The 22168-nt window shown below is 63.6% G+C and carries 17 protein-coding genes; 6 read left to right on the top strand and 11 right to left on the bottom strand.

Annotated features, from left to right (window positions below; all coding sequences use genetic code 11):
• The first annotated feature begins 187 nt into the window (after positions 1-187).
• On the top strand, positions 188-1117 hold the full coding sequence (locus L867_RS0107375) for an IS110 family RNA-guided transposase (RefSeq protein WP_028735757.1): 930 nt from the start codon (positions 188-190) through the stop codon (positions 1115-1117).
• A 147-nt stretch (positions 1118-1264) separates the two neighbouring features.
• Here L867_RS0107375 and L867_RS0107380 read toward each other — a convergent pair whose 3' ends face one another.
• On the bottom strand, positions 1265-3454 hold the full coding sequence (locus tag L867_RS0107380) for an anthranilate synthase (protein WP_028736275.1): 2190 nt from the start codon (positions 3452-3454) through the stop codon (positions 1265-1267).
• A 334-nt stretch (positions 3455-3788) separates the two neighbouring features.
• Between L867_RS0107380 and L867_RS0107385 the strand changes: the two genes are divergently transcribed.
• Positions 3789-4703 (top strand): extensin-like domain-containing protein, encoded by a 915-nt coding sequence (locus L867_RS0107385; RefSeq protein ID WP_037172867.1) that lies wholly within the window; start codon positions 3789-3791, stop codon positions 4701-4703.
• 78 nt (positions 4704-4781) lie between these two features.
• Here the strand turns inward: L867_RS0107385 and L867_RS0107390 are convergent, their stop codons facing one another.
• Positions 4782-6995 (bottom strand): TonB-dependent hemoglobin/transferrin/lactoferrin family receptor, encoded by a 2214-nt coding sequence (locus L867_RS0107390; RefSeq protein WP_232363905.1) that lies wholly within the window; start codon positions 6993-6995, stop codon positions 4782-4784.
• A gap of 281 nt (positions 6996-7276) precedes the next feature.
• Positions 7277-8956: a formate--tetrahydrofolate ligase gene (locus tag L867_RS0107395; protein WP_028736278.1), complete on the bottom strand. Its 1680-nt coding sequence runs from the start codon at positions 8954-8956 to the stop codon at positions 7277-7279.
• Between the two features lie 272 nt (positions 8957-9228).
• On the opposite strand from L867_RS0107395, the gene L867_RS0107400 reads away from it, so the two are divergent.
• The gene (locus tag L867_RS0107400; protein ID WP_028736279.1) at positions 9229-9747 is read left to right on the top strand and encodes a TIGR00645 family protein; all 519 of its coding nucleotides are present in this window, start codon (positions 9229-9231) and stop codon (positions 9745-9747) included.
• A gap of 40 nt (positions 9748-9787) precedes the next feature.
• Here L867_RS0107400 and putA read toward each other — a convergent pair whose 3' ends face one another.
• Positions 9788-12907 carry a bifunctional proline dehydrogenase/L-glutamate gamma-semialdehyde dehydrogenase PutA gene (gene putA, locus L867_RS0107405; protein ID WP_028736280.1) on the bottom strand — a complete coding sequence of 1040 codons (3120 nt, stop codon included), beginning with the start codon at positions 12905-12907 and terminating at the stop codon, positions 9788-9790.
• Between the two features lie 110 nt (positions 12908-13017).
• On the opposite strand from putA, the gene L867_RS0107410 reads away from it, so the two are divergent.
• The 3 genes from L867_RS0107410 (at position 13018) to L867_RS0107420 (ending at position 14869) form a co-directional block, all read left to right on the top strand.
• Positions 13018-13479, top strand: coding sequence for an Lrp/AsnC ligand binding domain-containing protein (locus tag L867_RS0107410; RefSeq protein WP_028736281.1), 462 nt, complete (start codon positions 13018-13020; stop codon positions 13477-13479).
• A gap of 164 nt (positions 13480-13643) precedes the next feature.
• Positions 13644-14366: a helix-turn-helix transcriptional regulator gene (locus L867_RS0107415; RefSeq protein WP_028736282.1), complete on the top strand. Its 723-nt coding sequence runs from the start codon at positions 13644-13646 to the stop codon at positions 14364-14366.
• A 50-nt stretch (positions 14367-14416) separates the two neighbouring features.
• Positions 14417-14869: a PAS domain-containing protein gene (locus L867_RS0107420; protein ID WP_028736283.1), complete on the top strand. Its 453-nt coding sequence runs from the start codon at positions 14417-14419 to the stop codon at positions 14867-14869.
• Positions 14870-14912: 43 nt separating this feature from the next.
• Here the strand turns inward: L867_RS0107420 and L867_RS0107425 are convergent, their stop codons facing one another.
• From L867_RS0107425 to L867_RS0107455, 7 genes are read right to left on the bottom strand one after another with little or no spacing between them, the layout of a single operon-like run.
• Positions 14913-16022 carry a DUF2333 family protein gene (locus L867_RS0107425; protein WP_028736284.1) on the bottom strand — a complete coding sequence of 370 codons (1110 nt, stop codon included), beginning with the start codon at positions 16020-16022 and terminating at the stop codon, positions 14913-14915.
• The gene (locus L867_RS0107430) at positions 16015-17313 is read right to left on the bottom strand and encodes a DUF6638 family protein (RefSeq protein WP_028736285.1); all 1299 of its coding nucleotides are present in this window, start codon (positions 17311-17313) and stop codon (positions 16015-16017) included. The genes L867_RS0107425 and L867_RS0107430 overlap by 8 nt, the downstream gene beginning before the upstream one ends.
• Positions 17314-17324: 11 nt before the next feature.
• Positions 17325-17756 carry a helix-turn-helix domain-containing protein gene (locus tag L867_RS24800; protein ID WP_037172869.1) on the bottom strand — a complete coding sequence of 144 codons (432 nt, stop codon included), beginning with the start codon at positions 17754-17756 and terminating at the stop codon, positions 17325-17327.
• The gene (locus L867_RS0107440) at positions 17753-18019 is read right to left on the bottom strand and encodes a type II toxin-antitoxin system RelE family toxin (protein WP_037172871.1); all 267 of its coding nucleotides are present in this window, start codon (positions 18017-18019) and stop codon (positions 17753-17755) included. Before L867_RS0107440 ends, L867_RS24800 begins: the two co-directional genes overlap by 4 nt.
• A gap of 56 nt (positions 18020-18075) precedes the next feature.
• Positions 18076-19992: an AAA family ATPase gene (locus L867_RS0107445; RefSeq protein ID WP_037172873.1), complete on the bottom strand. Its 1917-nt coding sequence runs from the start codon at positions 19990-19992 to the stop codon at positions 18076-18078.
• 3 nt (positions 19993-19995) lie between these two features.
• Positions 19996-21144: a hypothetical protein gene (locus tag L867_RS0107450; RefSeq protein ID WP_028736288.1), complete on the bottom strand. Its 1149-nt coding sequence runs from the start codon at positions 21142-21144 to the stop codon at positions 19996-19998.
• 45 nt (positions 21145-21189) lie between these two features.
• Entirely contained in the window at positions 21190-22095 is a 906-nt protein-coding gene (locus L867_RS0107455; protein ID WP_051438873.1) for a prohibitin family protein, read from the bottom strand.
• Between the last annotated feature and the right edge of the window lie 73 nt (positions 22096-22168).

Here is a 22168-nt window from a genome sequence, read left to right on the forward strand (position 1 = left end):
TTGTAACTTCCCAAACACAGCATTTGGCGGTGTATTGCCAGGTGCGGTGGCGGATGGGAGACCGACCTACCTTTGGGACACCAAGCCCGTGGGAGAGCAAGGGTCTCCGTCCGCCGTTCCATCGAACCCGAACAGTCGCCAGGGCCGCTTGCGCAGGCAAAGTCCGTTTAGGCAAGGATGGGATAAGATGGATATTGTTGTTGGCATCGATGTATCGAAGGATCGCCTGGATGTGGCCGTGGCGCCGTCCGGTCTGGTCTTCCAGGTGGCGAACACGCAAGCCGGCATCGACGATCTGGTGTCGCGGCTTGAGCCGATCGGGGCCGAGGTGGTCGCACTTGAAGCCACCGGCGGCTTCGAGACGGCCGCGGTGGCGGGACTGTCCGCAGCCGGGCTTGCCGTCGTTGTGGTCAACCCGGCCCAGGTCCGCGCCTATGCCCATGCGATCGGTCGCCGGGCCAAGACCGACCCGATCGATGCGGCGGTGATCGCAGCCTTCGTGGCCGCGACAAAGCCCGAGCTTCGGCCGCTCAAGGATGCCGAAACCCAGGCGCTTTCGGCGCTCGTGGCGCGCCGGCGACAGATCGTCCAGATGATCGTGGCCGAGGAGAACCGGGCGAAGATGGTCCTGGCGAAAGAGGCGCAGAAGAGCATCAAGCGCCTGCTTGCGGCGCTTCGGCGCGAGCTGGAAAGCCTCGACAAGGACCTCGACGCCCACATCCGCAAGTCGCCCGTCTGGCGGGTGCGCGAGACCCTGCTGACGTCGGTGCCGGGGGTGGGACCGGCGACCGCCCGCACGCTTCTCGCCGAAATGCCGGAACTGGGCAGCCTCGACAGGCGGCAGATCGCGTCTCTTGCGGGTCTCGCCCCCTGGACCCGGCAATCGGGTACGTGGAAAGGCAAGAGCTTCATCGGCGGAGGCCGTGGCAAGGTGCGGGCTGTGCTCTTTATGGCGGCCCTCGTCGCCAGCCGGCACAACCCGGTCCTCAAGGCCTTCCGCGACCGTCTCGTGGCGGCAGGCAAGCCCAAGATCGTCGCCGTCGTCGCTACCATGCGCAAGCTGCTGACCATCCTCAACGCCATCATCAGGGACGCAAAACCATGGCAAAACGCTTGATTGCCAAGACAGTCGCTCTCCCCGCTGGGGAGAAGAGGGACCGATACCGCTCGCCCGAGTCAGATCGAACGCCGACCAGCATCTCAGCCAATTGTTTCATCGCCAGTCTGAAGCCCGCCGGAGAGCGGGCTTCAGGATCCCGCAGCCCTACGCCGCCTTCACCTTCACCCGCCGCGCCAGATGCGCCACGACGTTCTCGATCATGCGCATGCCGGCGTCGTGGCCGAGCGTCATGATCGATTCCGGGTGAAACTGCACGGCGGCCACCGGTTCCTTGGTGTGCTCGATGCCCATGATCGTGCCGTCCTCGCTCTCCGCCGTGATCATGAAATCGCGGTCGAGCGTCGTCGGGTCGGCGAAGATCGAGTGGTAGCGGCCGACGGTCACTTCCTTGCCGAGGCCGGAGAAGACGAGGCCGGGTTCCAGCACGCGGATGCGCGACGGCTTGCCGTGCATCGGCACCGCCAGCTGGCGCAGTTCGCCGCCATAGGCTTCGGCGAGCGCCTGCAAGCCCAGGCAGACGCCGAAGATCGGCAGGTTGCGGGCGCGGGCCTTCTTGATCGTCGCCTTGCAGTCGAAATCCTTCGGGCTGCCCGGTCCGGGCGACAGCACGACGAGGTCCGGATCCATCCGGTCGAACACTTCCTCCGGCACCGGCGTACGCACGGTCGAAACCTCGGCGCCCGTCTGGCGGAAATAGTTGGCGAGCGTGTGGACGAAGCTGTCCTCGTGGTCGACCAGCAGGATCTTGACCCCCTGCCCGACCTTGGCTACGCCGCGCTTGGTCTTGCCGTCATTGCCGGTCTTGGCGTCGCGGATCGCCGCGATCATCGCCGAAGCCTTGAGTTCGGTCTCGGCCTCTTCCTCATCCGGAATCGAGTCGTTCAGGAGCGTCGCCCCGGCGCGCACCTCGGCAATGCCGTCCTTGATGCGTACGGTCCTGAGCGTCAGGCCGGTATTCATGTCGCCGTTGAATCCGACCATGCCGATCGCCCCGCCATACCAGGCGCGCGGGCTCTTCTCATGCGCCTCGATGAAGCGCATGGCCCAGAGCTTCGGCGCGCCGGTGACGGTGACGGCCCAGGCGTGGGAAAGGAAGCCGTCGAAGGCGTCCATGCCGTCGCGGAGCCGCCCTTCGATATGGTCGACGGTGTGGATCAGGCGCGAATACATCTCGATCTGGCGGCGGCCGATGACCTTGACCGAGCCCGGCTCGCAGACACGGCTCTTGTCGTTGCGGTCGACGTCCGAGCACATGGTGAGCTCGCTCTCGTCCTTCTTGGAGTTCAAGAGCTTGAGGATCTGTTCGCTATCGGCGATCGGATCGTCGCCGCGCTTGATCGTGCCCGAGATCGGGCAGGTCTCGATGCGGCGGCCCGAGACGCGCACGAACATTTCCGGCGAGGCGCCGACCAGATATTCCTGATGGCCGAGATTGATGAAGAAGGAATAGGGCGACGGATTGATTTCCTTCAGCCGCTTGGAAATCTCCGACGGCTTGCTATCGCAGCGTTCCATGAACTTCTGCCCAGGCACCACTTCGAACAGGTCGCCGCGGCGAAAACTCTCCTTGGCCTTCACCACCAGTTCGGCATATTCGCCCGGACGATGGTCGCCGCGCGGCGGGATCGTGTCGGTGTGCCTGAACGGTTCCGGCGCGATCTCGCCCGACTTGTCCTTGGTGGAAAGCCCGCCCTTGGCGAAGTCGTAGCGGTCGATCCACGCCTTGGCCGAATAATGGTCGACGACGAGGATTTCGTCGGGCAGGAACAGCACCATGTCGCGCTGGTCTTCCGGACGCTGGAGCGACAGCTTGATCGCGTCGAACTGGAAGGCGAGATCGTAGCCGAAGGCGCCGAACAGGCCGATCGACGAATCCGCATCCGAATGGAAAAGATCGGTGATGGCGCGCAGAACGGTGAAGACCGTCGGGATCTTCGAGCGTTCCTCCTCGGTGAACACCCGGTCCGGCTCGTTGACGACAAGGTCGAGGCGCCGCGCCGTGCGCGCGCCGAGCGTCAGATCGGCCACGGTTGCAAGCTTGTCGGCGATCAGCGACAGCAGGACTTCGCCACGCTCGTTATAGGCCTCGATCCACACCGTGCGGCCGAAGCAGGAAAGCCCGAGCGGCGGATCGATGATGGCGGTGTCCCAGCGGGTATAGCGGCCCGGATATTCGTAGTTGGACGAGAACACCGCGCCGCGCCTTTCGTCGAGCCGGTCGATATAGCTCGAAATCGCGTCGGCATAGGGCGTCGGCCGCCGCTCGCGCGTGACGGTGATCCCACCCCGCGTCTCGTAGGTCTCTCCGCCATCGTCCCGAATGATCGTCGCCATGCTTCCGTTTCTCCGTCATCTAAGGCCCGGATCGAGGCGCCTTGAATACAAAAAAGCCGCCTCAGGTTCTCCGGGCGGCTTTGGGGTCACTTGTCGTTGGACATGACTGGTCAAGGCCGCGTTAGCGTGCCCACCACCAGTTACCGATGTTCATCGACTTGATCATGAGCGATTTCATAGCGTGGGCCGCATTTGCGCGCAACGGGATTTTCCGCGGGCGTGCTATTTTCCAGCGACCGGCCCCAGGTAATCTGCCGATGGTTCCGTAAATCGGCGCAACCATTCGCCCCGCCGCGCGTTGTCTTCGGTGCCCATCCAACCGAAAGGCGGCCGAATGACGAAGCGGCTTGCAGTCATCCTGATCGGCCTCGGCCTGCTTACCGGCGCGGCCCTGCCGCCCACAGGCCCGGTCCCGACAGAGAAACCGCCCGCGCCCGCGGACCAGCCCGCCGTTCCGGCCCCCGCCGAAAAGCCCCCTGCAACAGAGAAATCCGCGCCAGTCCCGGCCCCCGTCCCCGCTCCAGGCCCTCCGCCTGCCGAAGACGTGGTTCCGGCAGAGAAACCGGAGGATACTCCCTCGCCCGCCCCCGACGTCCGGCTGCCCGGCCCGCCGCCGCCGGCGCGCGGTCTGCCGCCTGTCCCCGGCCTGCAACCCGCAGCGCCGGCAGCGATCCGCGTTCAGCCGGAAGATTCAGCGCAATTCGCCGCCTGCCAGGCTGAACTCAAGACGCTCGGCACCGTGTTCGAAACCGGAGCCCCGATCGACGACGGCGAAGGCTGCGGCATGAGCCATCCAATCACCGTCCGGGAGATCCTGCCCGGCATAAAGCTCGCGCCCGAAGCGACCTTCCGCTGCGAGACGGCGCTTCAGCTGGCGCATTTGACGCGCGAGACGATCATTCCCGCAGCCCGCATCGCGCTTGCCGACAAGGGCGAACTGAAGGCGATCCAGCAGGCCTCCGCCTATGTCTGCCGCAACCGCAACAGCGTCGAGACCGGCAAGATCTCCGAGCACGCCTACGGCAATGCCATCGACATCGCCGCCCTCGAGTTCGACAAGGGCACCGTGCCCATGATGATCGCCGCCCAGGACGACGGCACCTTCCCCGCCGCCTTCCAGCGCAGCCTCAACGCCGCGGCCTGCCTCTACTTCACCACCGTGCTCTCCCCCGGCAGCGACGAGGCCCACAAGGACCACCTGCATCTCGACGTCATCGCGCGCAAGAGCGGCTACCGCTTCTGCCGGTGACGGAGCCCGGCAGCCGAAAACGAAAAGAGGTGGCGCCTTGTCCGCGCCACCCCGTCATTGCTGTTGAAAATCAGTCGTCTAGAATTTTTGCGTGATGGAAACCTTGAAGGTGCGGCCCGGTTCCGAATAGTAATCCTTCGGCTGCGAGGCGCTCGAGGTCAGGTCGATGTCGCGCCACTTGACCGCGTCATAGTACTCCTGGTCGAACAGGTTGTAGACGCCGGCGGTGAGCCGCAGGCCCTTCATCTGCTCGGGCTCCCACCAGCCGGTGAGGTTGACGAGGCCGTAGCCATCCGGCTGGAATTCGGCGGTCGAGTCCTCGTCCACCGCCGCAACCCCGATGAAGCTCAGGTCCGTTCCCCAGGTCTCGGTCTGGTAGTCGACCCCGACAATGCCCTTGAACGGCGGCACGCTGTCGATGAGTTCGCCGGTTTCCTCGTCCTCGCCATTGGCATAGGCAAACGAGGCATGCACGTTGAAGCCGTTATCGAAGGCCTTGTGGGCCCGTGCCTCGAAGCCGAAGATCCGCACCCGGTCGAGGTTCTCGTAGGTGGTCGATCCCCAGGGGAAGCTCGGATTGGTATAGCTCGTCTCGCTGTCGATGAAGTTCTTGTACTTGTTGTAGAAGGCCGTCACCCGGCCGCCGAACTCGGCATCGCCGAGATTGGCGCCGATCTCGAAACCGTTGCTGGTCTCGGATTCGAGGTCGGGATTGCCGATCACCTCGTACATCGGCGGGGTCGAGTAGCTCAGATAGAGCTCCGAAACGTTCGGCGCCTTGAAGCCCATGGCCCACTGGGCAAACAGCTCGACCTTGGGATTGATCTCGTAGGCAGCGCGCAGCTTCGGCGAGAACTGGAAATCGCTGCGGTCGTCCGGCAGGCCGGCGGCCCCATAGCCGCTATTGGCGAGATAGTCGTCCGTCTCCTGCGGCTGGTAGTCGAACCAGTCGAAGCGGATGCCGGGCGTCAGGCTGAAGCCGCTGTCGCCGAACGAGATCTTGTCGTCGGCGAACAGCCCGACGCGCAACGCGTCGACATCCGGCATGTCGGACTGGTTGGTGTGGTGGAAGGAGCACGAATAGGGCGGAACCGCCGCCGTGTCGCACACGTCCTCGCCGGCCGTGTACTGGCCGTATTGCGAGAAGGAGACATTGCCGCCGATCGTCACGTCATGGCGCGTCGCGCCGAAATCGAACTGGTTGGCAAGCGAACCGACCACGCCGATCGACTGCTCGTCCATTTCGTTCGAGCGATACCATGGGCCGGCAAGCGAGCCGAGCCGCGTGCCGTCGACGGCAGAGCTGGTTTCCACCCGCTGCCAGTAGATCGTCAGGTCCGCCTTGTCGATCGGGCCTGCCAGATCCGGCGCGTCGTAGCGATAGTCCAGCGAAACGCGGTCGCGCTGCTTCAGCTCGTCGCCGTCGAGTTCGGAATAGTTGCGCGCAGCGCTTTCCTCGGTTTTCAGGTCGGTGGCGATGTCCTTGCGGAAGCGCTCCGCCGTCAGCCCGATCATGTGTCCGGCGCCGAAATCCTGGCGCAGCTTGAACAGCAGGTTGTGCTGGTCGAAATCGGCGGGGTTGGCTTCCGAGCGGGTGGCCCCCGTTCCGCCGACCGAACCCTGGTTGTCGCGCTCGTGGCCGACCTTGTAGCCGCCCTGGAAGAGGATCGAGGTGTTCTCGACCTTCTTGGCGATGGCGACCGATCCGCCGAGCGAATTGTCGGTGCTGTCATAGGTGGTCTTGGCCATGCCGCCGAAGGTGGCGCCATCGGCGATCAGGTCCTCCGGCTCCAGCGTGCGCAGGATCATCGCCCCGCCAAGCGCGCCCGAGCCGGCGCGGCTGGAATCGGCGCCGCGCATGATGTCAATGGTCGAGAGCGTGGAGAAGTCGAAGGTATCGATGCCGCCATCGGCCCGCGTCGAAGAACCGAGCGAGGTGGCGCCAGCCTGGCGGGCGTCGTTGACGAGATAAGGGATCGGAATGCCGTCGATCGTGGTGAGCACGCGGTCCGCTTCGAGACCGCGAATGTTCACGCCCGCGCCGGCAAAGCCGGTCGAGACGCCCGGCTCGGTGCTGTTGCCCAGATCGTCGATGCTGGTGATCTGCTTCTTCTCGATCTCGGCCGCCGTCGTCTCGGTGGCAAGCGGCGTGTCCGCCGCCGAGCCCGCCGGAACGCGCTTGCCCTTGACCAGAATGGTCTCGAGCTGCGTTTCCGCGGCCGGCTGGGCCATGGCGCTCTGCGAAAACGCGCTCGAGGCCGGGACAAGCCCGGCGAGCGCGGTGCAGGTCATGAGGATTGCTCTGAAATGATGCGAGCCCATAAAATTCCCTTTCGGCAGCCGCAAAAGTCCCCAGCCGCGGATTTGCACCCGCGACGGCCGGCCGGATCAATGTGTGTCTAAAACGTGGCGAAGGGCTGTTGCTGCCCTCTCAATGCCATCTATAAAACATGATTGTTAGAGTCAACATATTAAACATGATTTTCTTTATCATGTATTACGTTGCCCGTTCGCCGGGCACAAAAGCCACACTTCGGCTGCGACGGCACGCGGGAGAAACGGCGCGAAGCGGCCTAGAAAAGCCCTTCGACAAAGCCCTGCGCGTTGAGCGCGATCCGCTCGGCCGCCGGAGAACGCGGCAGGCCCGGCATGGTCATGATCTCGCCGGTGATGGCGACGACGAAGCCCGCCCCCGCCGAGAGCCGGACCTCCCGCACATGCACGGCATGCCCCTCCGGCGCGCCGCGCAGCGTCGGATCGGTAGAGAAGGAATATTGCGTTTTCGCCATGCACACCGGCAGGTGTCCATAGCCCTGCGCTTCCCACTGGGCGAGTTGGTCGCGCACTGCCTTGTCGGCCGTCACCTCGGCGGCATGATAGATCTTCGAAGCGACCGTCTCGATCTTCTCCATCAGCGGCATGGCATCCGGATAGAGCGGCTTGAATGCGGCCTGACCGGAATCGGCCAGTTCCGCCACGCGTTGCGCCAGTTCCTCGATACCCGCCGATCCGTCCGCCCAATGGCGACAGAGAACGGCATCGGTCCCGAGCCGCGAGACATAGTCCTTGACCGCCGCGACCTCAGCCTCCGTGTCCGAGGTGAAGTGATTGATGGCGACGAGCACCGGCACGCCGAAGCGCCGCACATTGGCGACGTGGCGGCCGAGATTGGCGCAGCCGCGCGTCAGCGCCTCGACATTCTCGATGCCGAGGTCGTCCTTCTTCACCCCGCCGTTCATCTTCAGCGCCCGGACGGTGGCGACGATCACCGCGGCGGCCGGATCGAGCCCCGCCTTGCGGCACTTGATGTCGAAGAATTTCTCCGCCCCGAGATCGGCGCCGAAACCGGCCTCCGTCACCACGTAATCGGCAAGCTTCAGCGCGGTCCTCGTGGCGATCACCGAATTGCAGCCATGGGCGATATTGGCGAACGGCCCGCCATGCACGAAGGCCGGATTGTTCTCCAGAGTCTGCACCAGGTTCGGTTGCATCGCGTCCTTCAACAGCACGGTCATCGCCCCGTCGGCCTTGAGATCACGGGCAAAGACCGGGCTCTTGTCGCGCCGGTAGCCTATGATGATGTCGCCGAGCCGCCGCTCGAGATCGGCAAGATCGGCGGCGAGACACAGGATCGCCATGACTTCCGAGGCGACCGTGATATCGAAGCCGCTCTCGCGCGGGAAACCGTTGGACGGACCGCCGAGCGAACAGACGATGTCGCGCAACGCCCGGTCGTTCATGTCCATCACCCGGCGCCAGCTGACGCGGCGAACGTCGATACCCTGCTCGTTGCCCCAGTAGATGTGGTTGTCGATCAGCGCCGACAGCAGATTGTGCGCCGAGGTGATGGCGTGGAAATCGCCGGTAAAATGCAGGTTGATGTCTTCCATCGGCACGACCTGCGCATGGCCGCCGCCGGCTGCCCCGCCCTTGACGCCGAAACAGGGCCCAAGCGAAGGCTCGCGGATGCACACCATAGCCTTCTTGCCGATGCGGTTCAGTCCATCGACCAGGCCGACGGTCGTCGTCGTCTTGCCCTCGCCGGCCGGCGTCGGGTTGATGGCCGTCACCAGGATCAGCCTGCCGTTCGGGCGTCCTTCCAGCGAGCGGATGAATTCGGCGGAGACCTTGGCCTTGTCGTGGCCATAGGGCACGAGCTGTTCGACCGGGATGCCGAGTTTCGCGCCGATTTCCTGGATCGGCTTCTTCCGCGCCGCACGGGCGATCTCGATGTCGGACTTGAATTCACCCATGGACTGCAAACTCCCCCTGGCCCGCTCCGGCTCTTGCGGCCGCTGGCTCGACACTAGATCGCAGAGTCGCCGCCAAGGCGATAGCGATTGGCCTAGGATTTATCCGACAGCGACAAAAAAGGAAACGATTGCGGCCCCTCGCGCGAAAACTGCCGACCATGGGCCTTCGCGCCCGCATCCGGCCGCGACCGCGCCGTCAGTCGGCCTTGCGGCGAAAGCGGGCTACGCCTATGTCTGCCAGCCAAAATCGAACGTCCCAGGAGCAACGCCCCATGAAATCCCTCGAATTGCTGGTCGAACGGATCATCCTGTCGAGCCGCTGGATCCTCGTCGCCTTCTATCTCGGGCTGGTCGCGGCACTCGCCGTCTATGCCGTGTCCTTCGGCTACAAGTTCCTCAAGGTCGCCGGCAACGTCTTCACCTACAACGAAGCCGAGATGATCCTCGCCATGCTCGGGCTGATTGACGCGGCACTGGTGGCAAGCCTGATCGTCATGGTGATGATTTCCGGCTACGAGAACTTCGTCAGCCGCTTCGATGAGGCCGAGGACCAGGTCTCCTTCCTCGGCAAGCTCGATTCCGGCAGCCTCAAGATCAAGGTCGCCTCCTCGATCGTCGCCATCTCGTCGATCCACCTGCTGCAGGTCTTCCTCAACTCCAGCCAGTTCACCGACGGCAAGATCATGTGGCTGACGCTGATGCACCTCGCCTTCGTCGTCTCCGCCGTCATGCTCGGCTTCCTCGAGGTGATGATGAAGAAGGGGAAGAGCGGACTCGACGACAAGGAATGAAAAGACGGGAGGCTTTCGCCCCCCGCCCCCGTCTTTCGGATCAGCCCTCGCCGATGGCGATCAGGCTGGCATTGCCGCCGGCAGCGGCCGTATTGACCGAAATCACCTGTTCCACCGCAAAGCGCATCAGATAGGCCGGACCGCCGGCCTTGAAGCCGGTGCCCGACAGGCCCGATCCGCCGAACGGCTGGGTGCCGACGACCGCGCCGATCATGTTGCGGTTGATGTAGACATTGCCGGTGTCGAGCGCCTCGGTGACGGCGCGGATGGTCGACTCGATGCGGCTGTGGACCCCAAGCGTCAGGCCGTAGCCGGTGGCATTGATCGATTCGATCACCTTGCCGAGATCCTTGGCCTTCCACCGCACAACATGCAGCACCGGACCGAACACTTCCTTGGTCAGCGCCTCGGGCCGGTCGAGCTCGATGATATGCGGCGCGAAGAAGTTGCCGGTATTGGGCACAGTGCCGGCATAGCGGACCTTCTGGCCCTTACGCATATCAGCCACATGGCCTTCGAGCATGGCCTTCTGCTTCTCGTCGATCACCGGGCCGACATCGGTCGTGGTCAATGCCGGGTCGCCGAGATTGAGCTCGCGCGCCGCCCCCTCGATCATTTCCAGCATGCCGTCGGCAATGTCTTCCTGAAGATAGAGGATCCTGAGTGCCGAACAACGCTGGCCGGCCGAGCGGAAGGCCGAGATGACGACGTCGTCGGCCACCTGTTCGGCCAGCGCCGTTGCATCGACGATCATCGCGTTGATGCCGCCGGTCTCGGCGATCAGCGGCACGATCGGGCCGTTCTTGGCGGCAAGCGTCCGGTTGATCGCCTGCGCCGTTCCGGTCGAGCCGGTGAAGGCAAGGCCGCCGAGCTGCGGATGGGCCGAGATGGCGGCACCGATCTCCGGACCGCCCGGCAGAAGCATCAGCACATCGGCCGGAATGCCGGCCTGGTGCATCAGCTTGACCGCTTCATAGGCGATGAGCGGCGTCTGCGGCGCGGGCTTGGCGACGACGGCATTGCCGGCGACGAGCGCGGCCGAAACCTGGCCGAGGAAGATCGCCAGCGGAAAATTCCACGGCGAAATGCAGGCAAACACCCCGCGGCCCCGCCACAGGAGCCGGTTGCTCTCGCCGGTCGGGCCGGGCATGGCCTCGGCCTCGCCGAACAGCTTGCGTGCCTGGGCGGCATAGTAGCGGCAGAAATCGACCGCCTCGCGGATTTCGGCAATCCCGTCGTCCAGCGTCTTGCCGGCTTCGGCGGACAGCAGCGCCAGCAGCCGGTCGCGATTGGCTTCCAACAGGTCGGCGGTCTTGTCGAGGCAGGCGGCACGGTCCTCGACCGGCGTCTTCGACCACACGGCAAAGCCCTTGCGGCCGGCGGCGAAGGCACGATCGACGTCGGCCACGGCCGCATTGCGCACCGTGCCGACGACCCGGCTGCGGTCGGCCGGCGACAGGACCGGCACGGCCTCCGCCTGTCCCGTGGCGCCGGGAACCAGCGGAGTAGCATCGACCTTGGCCGTCTGGCTGGCCAGCGAAGCGATCAGGCTTTTCAGGCTTTCGCGATGGCCGAATTCGAAGCCGGCGCTGTTACGGCGCTCGCCATAGAGCGCGAGCGGCATGGGGATCTGGTTGTGGCGCACGCTCTTGCCCTGGTCGATGCCCAGTCGCTCCACCGGCCGCTCGAGCAGGTTGGCGATCGGCACGTTCTTGTCGCCGGCAACCGCGACGAAGGACGAGTTCGCGCCATTCTCCAGCAGGCGACGGACGAGATAGGCGAGCAGGTCGCGATAGCCGCCGACCGGCGCATAGATGCGGCAGGCGATGCGCTCGTTGCCGGACAGCAGGTTGTTGTAGAGCGCCTCGCCCATGCCGTGCAGGCGCTGGAATTCGAAGCCGGTGCGGTCGGCGCCCGCCAGTTCGAGGATCATCGAAACGGTGAGCGCATTATGCGTGGCGAACTGCGGAAAAATGCGCTCGCGCTTGGAAAGCATCTGGGCGGCGCAGGCGAGATAGGAGAGATCGGTCGCCGGCTTGCGGGTCCAGACCGGATAGTCGTCGAGGCCGCGTTCCTGCGCCCGCTTCACCTCGGTGTCCCAATAGGCGCCCTTGACGAGGCGCACCATCATGCGCCGGCCGTTCCGCTGGCACAGGTCGTCGATATAGTCGATCACCTGCGGCGCGCGCTTCTGGTAGGCCTGAATGGCCAGCCCGAAACCGTCCCAGCCGGCCAGCGACGGATCGGAGAACACCGCGCCGATGACGTCGAGCGACAGTTCAAGACGGTCGGCCTCCTCGGCATCGACGGTGAAGTTCAGCTGATGCGCCTTGGCCATCTGGGCGAGCTTCAAGAGATCCGGCACCAACTCGCGCATCACCCGGTCATGATGGGTGGCGAGATAGCGCGGATGCAGCGCCGAGAGCTTGACCGAAATGCCCATGCGGTCCGGCAGCTGGCTGCCCTTGCCGTGCTTGGCCATGAAGCCGCCGATCGAGTCGATCGCATCGGCATAGGACTTGAAGTAGCGCTTGGCGTCTTCCGCCGTGCGGGCGCCCTCGCCCAGCATGTCGAAGGAATGGCGATAACCCTTCTCCTCGCTCTTGGCGGCACGGCCGAGCGCGTCCTTCATGTTTTCGCCGAGCACAAAGTGATGGCCGAGGAAACGCATGGCCTGCTTGGTGGCGGAGCGCACGGTCGGCAGGCCGAGCCGCTTGACGAGGCCCCGCACCACGCCTTCCGGCGTCTCGCCGGGACGGATGACCCGGGCGGATAGTCCGAGTGCCCAGGCCGAGGCCGAGACGAACCAGCTGTCGCCATGCGCCTCGTGCTCGCTCCAGCCGCCCTCTTTCAGCTTGTCCTCGATCAGACGGTCCTGGGTCAGCGCATCGGGCACGCGCAGCAGCGCTTCGGCCAGCACCATCAGCGCTAGGCCCTCGCGAGTCGACAGGCCGTATTCCCGCAGGAAGTCCTCGACGCCGCCGATCGAGCCGGAATTGTCGCGGATCGCCTCGATGAAACGCGTGGCACGCTGGTCTATGGCAGCATTCTGCTGCGCACCGAGCGTCAGGCGGGCGGCAAAGCCGCGCATCATCTGGTCGTCGTCGCCGGCGAAAGGCGCGGAAAAGCGGGGGAAATCGGGCATGGCACTCTTGATCATTGTCACCTCCGTGTTATCGGCAAGGTATCGACAGATAGATGATTTTAATCGCTGATTTTATGTGTATAGTCAGTGACTATAACTGCATTTACGCCACATGGTAGTTTTAGATGAAAGAACTTGACAGACTGGATCGGAAGATCCTCAAGACCCTGCAGAAGGAGGGTCGACTGACCAATATCGAGCTCGCCGAGCGCGTCAGCCTCTCGCCGACCGCGACCGCCGAACGGGTCCGTCGGCTGACTCGCGACGGCATCATCACCGGCTACATGGCCATTCTGTCGCCGGAGAAGCTCGGACGCAACTTGCTTGTGTTCATCGAGGTCAAGCTCGACCGCACCACGCCCGATGTTTTCGACGCCTTTGCCTCGGCGGTCAAACGTTCTGACGACGTGATGGAGTGCCACATGGTGGCGGGCGGCTTCGACTACCTGGTAAAGGCGCGCGTCACCGGCATGGAAGCCTACCGCCAGTTCCTGTCGGAGGTCATCCTTCCGCTTCCCGGCGTGCGGGAAACGCACACCTATGCCGTTATGGAAGAGGTCAAGACCGGGTCGGCCCTGCCGGTTTAGGCTGCGACCGTCCACCCCACCCTTTGTTTACCAATTGGGGCGCTATTTGCATTTTGCGCGTAGACTTTGTTCCATTCCCCAGTAAGAAAGTGCTGGCTTTTCGGATTAACTGATATATTTGTTATCTATAACATATCCCCTTCTCTCAACTTTTGAATTCCCACATGATTTCCGCCGACCGTCAATCGCTGCTGAGCAGTGAAATAGCGAGCAGCCAGACACGCGCTCAGTTCATGAGTGTCATGGGTCGGGTCGTCGGTGAATTCGGCCTCGACCACGTCACGGTCATGGCTGCGCCGAGCCCCAGCGACATCGCGATCGTTCCCTTGGTCCTCGAGAGCACGCTCCCTTCGCAATTCGCCCGCGAGTTCGACAAGCACCAGTTCCTGCGCCACTGCCCGATCCTGCCGAAATTCAGCAATTCGGTTCTGCCTCAGACGTGGCACCTCGGAGATTCCGGCCCCTCCGCGAGCTTCGACTGCCCAGTGAAGATGCATGACCTGATGAGCCGTTACGATCTCCTGATGGGCGCGATCTTCCCGATGAACTCGGTCGATTCGGGTCGCTACTTCCTGCGCTACGACGGAAAGCGCTCGCCGTTGCATCAGGTTGAAATGAACGAGCTCGGCATGATCTCGCTGCATGCCTTCGATGTCTTCGACCGGATGCGCCGCTCCGAGATCGTTGCGCCCAGCGTTCTCTCTGCCCGCGAACTTGAGGTCCTGCGCTGGACGGCCCAGGGCAAGACTTCGGTCGAGATCGGCCAGATCCTTTCGCTCTCGGACCACACGGTCAACGCCTATATGACCAACGCCATCAAAAAGTTGGATTGCGTGAACAGGACCCAGTTGGTAGCCAAAGCGATAAGGCTGAAGCTAATCAACTGATTCCTGGTGGAATGTAGGCGCGCCTGCGATCAGGGGAAAGAGAACCAACATTGCCCCTGCGTTTCGACCAACTCGATCACAAGGAATTCCAGGACTGCACCTCGGTCGGCATGAGCGAACGCGAGGCCGTTGAACTGGCCCAGGCCTTCCGCCTCTACGGCTTCTGGAGCATCAACCTGGATACGGGATTGTTCCGCGCCACGCCGGACGTCTATCGCATCTTCGACATGCAGTCGGAGGACGGGAGAATGAACCTCGTCGAGTTCCGCGAACACATCCACCCCGACGATCTTCCGATCCTGATGGAATGCTTCGAGCGCTGTTCGTCGCAGAAGCAGAGCTATCACATGATCTACCGGGTCAAGCACGGCACCGACTGGAAGTTCGTCCGCACCGTCGGCAAGTTCCGCGAGAAGCCCGACACGTCCGGCGAGATCGTCGGCATCACCTACGAGTTCTTCGAGCGCCTGCGCACCGCGGCATTTTCCGACGGCGAAGACTGAGCACGAACACGCCGACCCGCCGCTGGCGGGCCGGCAAAGGCGATTAGCGGTCCAGCACCGAGCGCAGTTCGACCATGTTGGAACGCACCCTGAGAATATAGAACCCCATGGTCGCCAGATGCGTCGGCATGATCCAGCCGTCCTCGGACCCGTTGGAGATGATTGCCGGCTGGATGCGCAGGGCGCCCTGCAGCTGCTTTTCCATTTCCGTCCAGATGGCGGTCAGGTTGCGTTCGCGGATCACGTCGACGAAGTCGGCCCGGGTCGCCTGCAGCAGCGCATACTGCGCGTAGAGCTGGCCATAGGCGAACCAGAAGCGGTCGTCGGCACGCGTGTCGAACCAGCCGGCATTGTATTCTTCCGAGCGGCGGCGAAGAATGTCGGACGTGTTGCCGAGGTCGCTCGCCATGCGGTCGAGCAGTTGCACGAGATTGTCGGCACGGGCATCGAAGACCGCGGCGCAGGTCTCGAGCGACGAATTGAACTTGCGCCAGCTCTCGACGGCCGAGCGGTAGTAGTTCGGCGTCGGCGTCTTGAAGCCCAGCGGATCGGTACCGAAATACCAGGTGCCCTCGTCGAACTGGATGTTGCCGCGGGCGTCCTGCAGGTCGTTATTGATGCTCGACGTGCCGCGCACGCGGCCGAGATTGTCGGCGAGCTCGATCGCCAGACGCCGTGCGACCTGGTTGGCGCCGCGCTGGAACGAAGCCTTGTTGTCGAAGAACGGGGTATGGTCCCAATCCACGCCGAACAGGCCGAGCTTGTAGATCAGCGACGACGAGATCCAGATATTCTGGTTGACGTTCGTGTCCGTGAGGTCGGCGACCACCGTGACGATCGCCGAATTCTGGCAGGTCCCCGGCTTGGCGGCGTTCTCTTGTCCCGCAGCGACCTGGCGCGCCGGGAACTTGTAGGCCTGGGTGAATTCCGGATCGAAACCGTACCACACCTGCGTGCGCCAGATGAATTGGCCGTAGAGGGCGATCAGCACCAGTACGAACAGCAGGACCGGGATCTTGATCAGCCAGTTGCGCCGCTGATACCAGCTGTGCGCCGCCAGGAACGGCCAGAAGATTGCGGCCACCACCATTCCGATGCCGCGTCCGATGGCGGCGAAGACGCGTTGGAAGAACGCGATGATCGGATCAAGCATTGTCGTCTTCTCCTATGCCGTAGAGGCGTTTGCGGAAACCCGCCTTGTCTTGCAGATAGGTCTGCGACAGGCGGGATACAACGAATTCCCGGAAGCCATCGCTAAACCCTTCGTAGGCATCATAAAAGCCCTGCTTGTCGAAAATGAACCGCGACACAAAGTCCATCGGTGTCATCTGCGAAATCAGGCGATTGGTGAGCCACTGGTCGGCATGGTCGGGCCGCGCCCTGACCAGCAGGAAACGTTTCGCCGCCTCGACATCGTCGATGCGGATGCTTCCGGAAACGCCGACCGCCCGGATCATCTCCTGCAGGAAGGGATAGCTCCCGTCGGCAGCCACGCGCTCCGCATTGCGGTGGAGGAAGGTCTGCAGCCAAACGGCGTCGACCTTGGAGAAATCCATCGCCGGATCCGCCGCATAGGCGACGGCGAGCGCCGCCATCTCAGCGCGGTGGGCCAGAAGCCCGGAACTTTCGACCCAGCTTGCCCGCGGCAGCTCGACCCGTCCCGTCTTGGTGAGAAAATCGAAGATCTGCGCCGGGTCCTTGATCGAGATGTAGCTGACCTGCCACGGCCGCGACCGGCGGAAACCCGGAGCCGACGGATCTGAGATCACCGTGGTGATCTTGTCGTCGACGAAGACATAGGTTCCGCCGAAATGATTGGCCCAGAAGGCGTCGTGGCGGAACACCAGCTTGTCGGGCACCAGCACGTTCTGGCGAATGTCGCCGGTCAGCTTGGCAAGCTCGACCATGCGGTTGAGCAATGCGTCGTCGCGCCAGGCGTCGGGCTCGCTCTGCAGGCGGTCGGACAGCCGGCGAAGCTCCGCCGCCTTGCCGAGCACATCCTCGGCGGAGAGCACCCGGAACTGCACCTCGTTGATCGACAGCAGGTCCTCCAGGCTCTCGACCGTCGCCACCGAATCCTCGATCTCGCCGTAGAGCGCATCCTTGATCGTCACCGCATTGATGGCGCGCGCATTGGCCCTGAAGAACTCGTGCATCAGGCCGGCGGTGTTGGAAAAGCTGGTATGCACAACCGGCAGGCTCTCCTGCTCCGGCGTCAGGATGACGAAACGCCGGTTCACCCGGTTGGGATCGAGATAATCCTTGTCGCCCAGTTCGTCGGCGACCTGCGGCGAAAACCCGGTCATGTCGATGTCGAATTCGGCAAGCGCCGTCGGCTTCAGCCCGAAACCGGACAGCGCCTTGTTGTAGCGCGCGACAAGATGCGGCTCGGTGACGGCGAGCAGCCGGCCGTAGATCAGTTCGGCTTCGAGGAGACGGTTCATGCTTTTGCTCTTTACCCGTCCGTGCGTTCTGTTTCGCCGCTCTTCGGCTGCCCCTCGCCCCAGACGAGATCGTCGAGATCGAGCCTCAGGGCTTTGGCGATCTGCCGGAAAACGGAGAGGCTGCCCTCCTTCTTGCCGGTTTCGATCTCGGAGAGATAAGCGGCGCTGATCCCCGCCGCCGCGGCCAGCTCCCTGGCCGAAAGCCCGCGAAAATCCCGCCACACCCGGATCGGATTCTCCCCGTCGATCAGGCGATCGACAAATTCTGACGGAATCCGCTCTTCTTCGCCGGCAGCAACTCGGGCCTCAAAAGCCTGGACCGCCAGAAGGTCTTCGAGGTCCTCGGCCTGTTCCGCCTGACGCAAGAGCGCTTCATAGTCCTTGCGGCTCAAGACCACGAGGTCCTCGCCGTTCGGCGTCGTGAAAGAAACAGCGGTGTTCATTGTTCCAATCCCCTGTAAGCCTCGCCGCGCGCGGCAACCTTGATGACGTCGACGATGAACCCATCCTCCCGGAAGATCACACGCCAGTCGCCGACCCGCAGCCGGTAATATTCGACGCCTTCGAGCTTTTTGACATTGTTGGCGAGCGACGCTGGATCCTCGGCATATTGCACAATCTTCTGGCGGATCCGATCAGCCTCGGAAGCAGGCATCCGACCCAGTTTCTTGGCAGCTTGCTTGCTGTAGATGACCGTTCGTTTCACTATAGACCGCCCCTAAGTGCCGGGCAAGAAAATTAGCCATCAGCTAACTTTCACGCCTACCACTTCCCCTCCCGCTTCATCGCCTCGATCTCGCCGATCGCCCGTTCGCGCTGCCGCTCCCGGCGGATGATCTCGTTGACCGCCGCCTCGTCCGACTTGTCGGCATAGCGGAATTCGCTGTCGGCATAGCGGTTGATCTCCTGCAGGATCATCTCCATCGTCACCGGCCCGCGCAGCTCGGCGATCATCGCCTTCTTTTCGTCGTAGCCCTTGTGCATGAAGGCCTCGGGCGTCGCGAACCAGTCGTCCGGCAGTTCGACATCCATCGCCCGCATCTTCACCGCATCGGTGATGTTCTTGATCGCCCGGCCGGTGAAGCGCGGCTCGGCGAGCTTGATCTCGTGCAGATAGGCGCCGATGTCGGCAAGCGTCTCGATCCGCCCGCGTTCCTTCTCGAACCGCTCCCAGACCGCGACGAGCCCCTGCTCTTCCGGCCGTCCATGCTTTTCATAGGAAACGCCGACCGCCCGCTTGATCTCCTGGTTGGCAAACAGCTGGTGATCGCCGAGCGGGATCGTGTGGTTCTTGCCGATCAGCAGGGCGAAGATGTCGATATAGTCCTCTTCCGTCTGCGGCCCGTCGACCAGCCAGCGCGCCCCGGCCCGCTGCCGCAGCGCATCGTCGACGTTTTCCGGATAGTTGGAGAACATGCCGAAGGTGCAATTGCCGCGCACCACGGTGGACGCCCCGGCGAATGCCTCCATCAGGACAGCGGTGATCTCGTGCTGGCCGGCCGACGCCCTGTCGTCGGACCGCTTCGCCGCCACCTGGTCGACGTCGTCGATCGTGCCGAAGCCAATGACGCGCGGATTGACAACATTGTCGATGAAGGCCTTGCAGTTCTGGCCCGACTTGCCCTGGTAGGACGAGATCTGGTCGACGCCGAAATTCTCGTAGTGGAAGCCATAGCCGGCGATCTGGCAGTAGTCGTTGAGCAGCCCGGCGATCATCTGGATCAGGATGGTCTTGCCGGTCCCCGGCATGCCGTCGCCAATGAAGGTGAAGAGAAAGCCGCCAAGCTCGACGAAGGGGTTCATCTGCCGGTCGAAATCGTAGGCCATCAGCATCTTGGCGAGTTTCATCGCCTGGAACTTGGCGATGTGGTTGCCGACGATCTCCTCGGGCTTCTTGAAGGTCATCACCAGCGGCTTGCGCCTCTGTCCGGGCGCGACGTCGAAACCGTCGAGGGTGAAGTCGTCCTGGTCGATGCGGATATGCGTATTCTCGAACGATGAAAGCCCGGTGAACCGCGCCTTGCGGGTCAAGAGCCCGTCGATCGCCGCGCGGGCAAAGGCGCGCGCCCGCTGCCCGAGCGTCGCGTCGTCGGCAGCACCTTTCAGCGCCGCATCGAGCCCGGCCACCATGCTTTTCAGCGCATCCTGCGGCGTGTCGAACAGGAAGTCCGGCTCCGGCGTATCGTTGACCGGCTCGCCCTCGCCGGCAAGCGTGGAGAGCAGATAGGCGGCCAGCGAAAAGGCCGAAACATAGGCCGAGGCCGACAAGAGCGCCTTGAAGCGGGCGGCCTCCTCGCCCTGCAAAGGCGCGGTCACATTGCGCGCCTGCAACTGTTCGAGATCCGTCTGCCGGCCAAAGACCTCGCCGATCGCCAGCGAAATCTGGAGACCGCGCCGCACCCGGTAGAGCACGCCATGCTGCGTCGGCGACAGAAGCGGATCGCTGCTGCCGGACGACTGGATGGTTTTGGCCAGCTCCACCTCGCGGGTACGCCGCACGCCGCCGGTCGAGACCGTCGAGACGAAGCGCCGCCCGGTGCCGGCCAGCGCGGTGCCGGCCGCCCCCTCGCCCGGATCGAGCGCCACGAACCGCGTCACCAGCGCCTGCGCCACGGCCAGATGCCGGGCGATCTCGTCCTCGCGAAGGGTGGTGAGGCCTGCGTTCAACCCGTTGCTCATCGGCTAGACCTCGCTGACGACGTTGTTCCCGGAAATGACATGGACCTTGTAATTGCCGAAGATCGCATTGGCCTCGCCCGAGGCATAGAGCGCCTGATAGGCGTCGTGCGGCACCAGCGCATGCTTTTCATAGGCCGAGACCCCCATGCGCGTGGCTTCGAGGTCGTTTGTGTCGATGTGGAATTCCTGCATCGCCGGCGTCGAGGAGAAGAAGCCCTTGGTCGCCGGCCGTTCGGCCTTTGAAAACACTTCCTGCATGGTCCAGGTCAGCAGCCAGGCATTTTCCGGTTTCCTGACGCGCGACAGGATCTCGTTGATGCGCGCATTGTTCTCGGTGATGCCGGCCGAATAGAACGGCCCGAGCACGAAGCGCCGCAGTTGCTTGGGATGCAGCGTCGGGAAATCCTTGTCCATGTTGGTGGCGATCGTCGCCGGCGTCAGCGAATAGGCGCCGTTCTTCGAGGCGAAATCGTCGAACTGGGCGGCGAGCTGCGGATTGAGCAGGCCGCCGACGGGCAGCGGAATGTCGAGATCCGGATTGATCTTGCCGTCCTTGCCGACCAGCAGCTCCTGGATATTCTCCGAGGAATCCTCAATGCCGGCGACATAGACCATCGGCAGCGTGTTCGACCCGTCGAACACCGCCCAGGTCACGACGTAATAGGGCCGCCCGGACTTCTCGTTGACCGCGACGCGCACCGTCTCCGGCAGGACATAGGGCGAGAAGATGTCGCCCTTGCCGATCTGCTCGAGATAGATCCGCTCGGCCATCTGCGACTGCAGGGAGCCTGGAAAGGCCTTGGTGCGCAGGATGAAATCGGCCATTTCCGCCCGGATCGCCTGGGCGTCAGGAATGTTGGCCAGCCGCTTTTCTGCCGAGAGCCGGTCGTTCTCCAGCTCCAGCACGTTCTGGAACACCGGAAAGCCGCTCTCGGCGCGGGAGATGCGGAACTGCTCGGTGAAGCCGATCCGGTTCTCCCAGCAGGCGAAGGAATTCTTCAGCCGCGCCACATAGGGCAACAACAGCTGGCCGGCAAACCCGCTTCCCGCCAGCGCGAGATCCGGATTTGACAGATAGGTCTCCAGCCCGCCGAGCGCGGCGCGGATGGAGTTGAAATACTGGGCGACGGGTGCGCCGTTTTGCTCGAGCATCGTCTGGTTTCTTCCAATCCTCTTCGCCCGCAGGGCGCCGCGACCTTACTTCACTCCGATGAAAGGCACGGCCGCTCCGGGGATCATCGTGGTCGGCAGCTGGCCGTCCCAGCGTTCCGCCGCCGTCAACTCGATGAGCGAGGGGTTGTCGCGCAAGGCGGCGCCCTTGGCGCGGATCGCATCGGCTTCCGCATCGCCGGCAAGCCGCGTCGCCGCGGCCTGTGCCTCGGCCTGGGCCCGCACGGCATCGGCCTGGGCGTTCGCCTGGGTCACGGTGATCTCGGCCTGCACCTTCTCGCGCTCGGCATTCTGGCGCAGCTTCTGCACCTCGACCTCCGCCAGCATGCGGTTTTCGATCGACTGCTCATAGGCGTCGGAGAAATCGATGTTCTCGATCTGCACGCTGTCGATCATCACCGGTCCCTTGACGGAATCGCGGATGGCCGTCTCGGTCTCGGCATTGAGCCGCACGCGCTCCTGGATGGCAGTCACCGCATTGAACTGCCCGAACACGTTCTTCGCCTGCTCGAACACGCGCCGGTCGATCAATCGCTCGACAAGCCCCTCCTCGCTGCCATAGTCGGCATAGATACGTTCGACCTCACCGGCGGGCAGCCGGTAGTTGACGGAGAGCTTGATCACCGCGGCCTGCTGGTCGCGCGAATAGGCCGGAACCTCGTCATAGATCTGCGCCCGGCTCTGAACGCTGATCTTCACCACCCGGTCGAGGAAGGGGATCTTGAAACCCAGGCCTGGCTCAGCGGTACCGACGACGGCGCCGGTTCTGAGGATCACGCCGCGTTCGCCCTCGTCGATGGTGTAGAAGGACTTGAGGCCGACGAGGAAGACGAGGAAAGCAAGCCCCGAGATCACGACGGCCTTGCCGAGCAGTCCGCGGGAGCCCGTCGTCCCGTCACCGCCCGTGGCGGCACCCAAAAGAAATTTGGTCATTCAGTCCCCCAATGAAGATCCTCTGAAATATCGATCCGGCAAAGGCCGCGCGACCGCTTCGCGAGCCTTGCCG

This window comes from Paenirhizobium selenitireducens ATCC BAA-1503 (assembly GCF_000518785.1).
GTDB classification, from domain to species: domain Bacteria; phylum Pseudomonadota; class Alphaproteobacteria; order Rhizobiales; family Rhizobiaceae; genus Allorhizobium; species Allorhizobium selenitireducens.

What these genes read in the sequence shown, in the direction of transcription:
- L867_RS0107375 (WP_028735757.1), top strand. Translation starts at nt 188, where the DNA reads ATGGATATTGTTGTTGGCATCGATGTATCGAAGGATCGCCTGGATGTG.
- L867_RS0107380 (WP_028736275.1), bottom strand. Translation starts at nt 3,454, where the DNA reads ATGGCGACGATCATTCGGGACGATGGCGGAGAGACCTACGAGACGCGG.
- L867_RS0107385 (WP_037172867.1), top strand. Translation starts at nt 3,789, where the DNA reads ATGACGAAGCGGCTTGCAGTCATCCTGATCGGCCTCGGCCTGCTTACC.
- L867_RS0107390 (WP_232363905.1), bottom strand. Translation starts at nt 6,995, where the DNA reads ATGACCTGCACCGCGCTCGCCGGGCTTGTCCCGGCCTCGAGCGCGTTT.
- L867_RS0107395 (WP_028736278.1), bottom strand. Translation starts at nt 8,956, where the DNA reads ATGGGTGAATTCAAGTCCGACATCGAGATCGCCCGTGCGGCGCGGAAG.
- L867_RS0107400 (WP_028736279.1), top strand. Translation starts at nt 9,229, where the DNA reads ATGAAATCCCTCGAATTGCTGGTCGAACGGATCATCCTGTCGAGCCGC.
- putA (WP_028736280.1), bottom strand. Translation starts at nt 12,907, where the DNA reads ATGATCAAGAGTGCCATGCCCGATTTCCCCCGCTTTTCCGCGCCTTTC.
- L867_RS0107410 (WP_028736281.1), top strand. Translation starts at nt 13,018, where the DNA reads ATGAAAGAACTTGACAGACTGGATCGGAAGATCCTCAAGACCCTGCAG.
- L867_RS0107415 (WP_028736282.1), top strand. Translation starts at nt 13,644, where the DNA reads ATGATTTCCGCCGACCGTCAATCGCTGCTGAGCAGTGAAATAGCGAGC.
- L867_RS0107425 (WP_028736284.1), bottom strand. Translation starts at nt 16,022, where the DNA reads ATGCTTGATCCGATCATCGCGTTCTTCCAACGCGTCTTCGCCGCCATC.
- L867_RS0107430 (WP_028736285.1), bottom strand. Translation starts at nt 17,313, where the DNA reads ATGAACCGTCTCCTCGAAGCCGAACTGATCTACGGCCGGCTGCTCGCC.
- L867_RS24800 (WP_037172869.1), bottom strand. Translation starts at nt 17,756, where the DNA reads ATGAACACCGCTGTTTCTTTCACGACGCCGAACGGCGAGGACCTCGTG.
- L867_RS0107445 (WP_037172873.1), bottom strand. Translation starts at nt 19,992, where the DNA reads ATGAGCAACGGGTTGAACGCAGGCCTCACCACCCTTCGCGAGGACGAG.
- L867_RS0107450 (WP_028736288.1), bottom strand. Translation starts at nt 21,144, where the DNA reads ATGCTCGAGCAAAACGGCGCACCCGTCGCCCAGTATTTCAACTCCATC.
- L867_RS0107455 (WP_051438873.1), bottom strand. Translation starts at nt 22,095, where the DNA reads ATGACCAAATTTCTTTTGGGTGCCGCCACGGGCGGTGACGGGACGACG.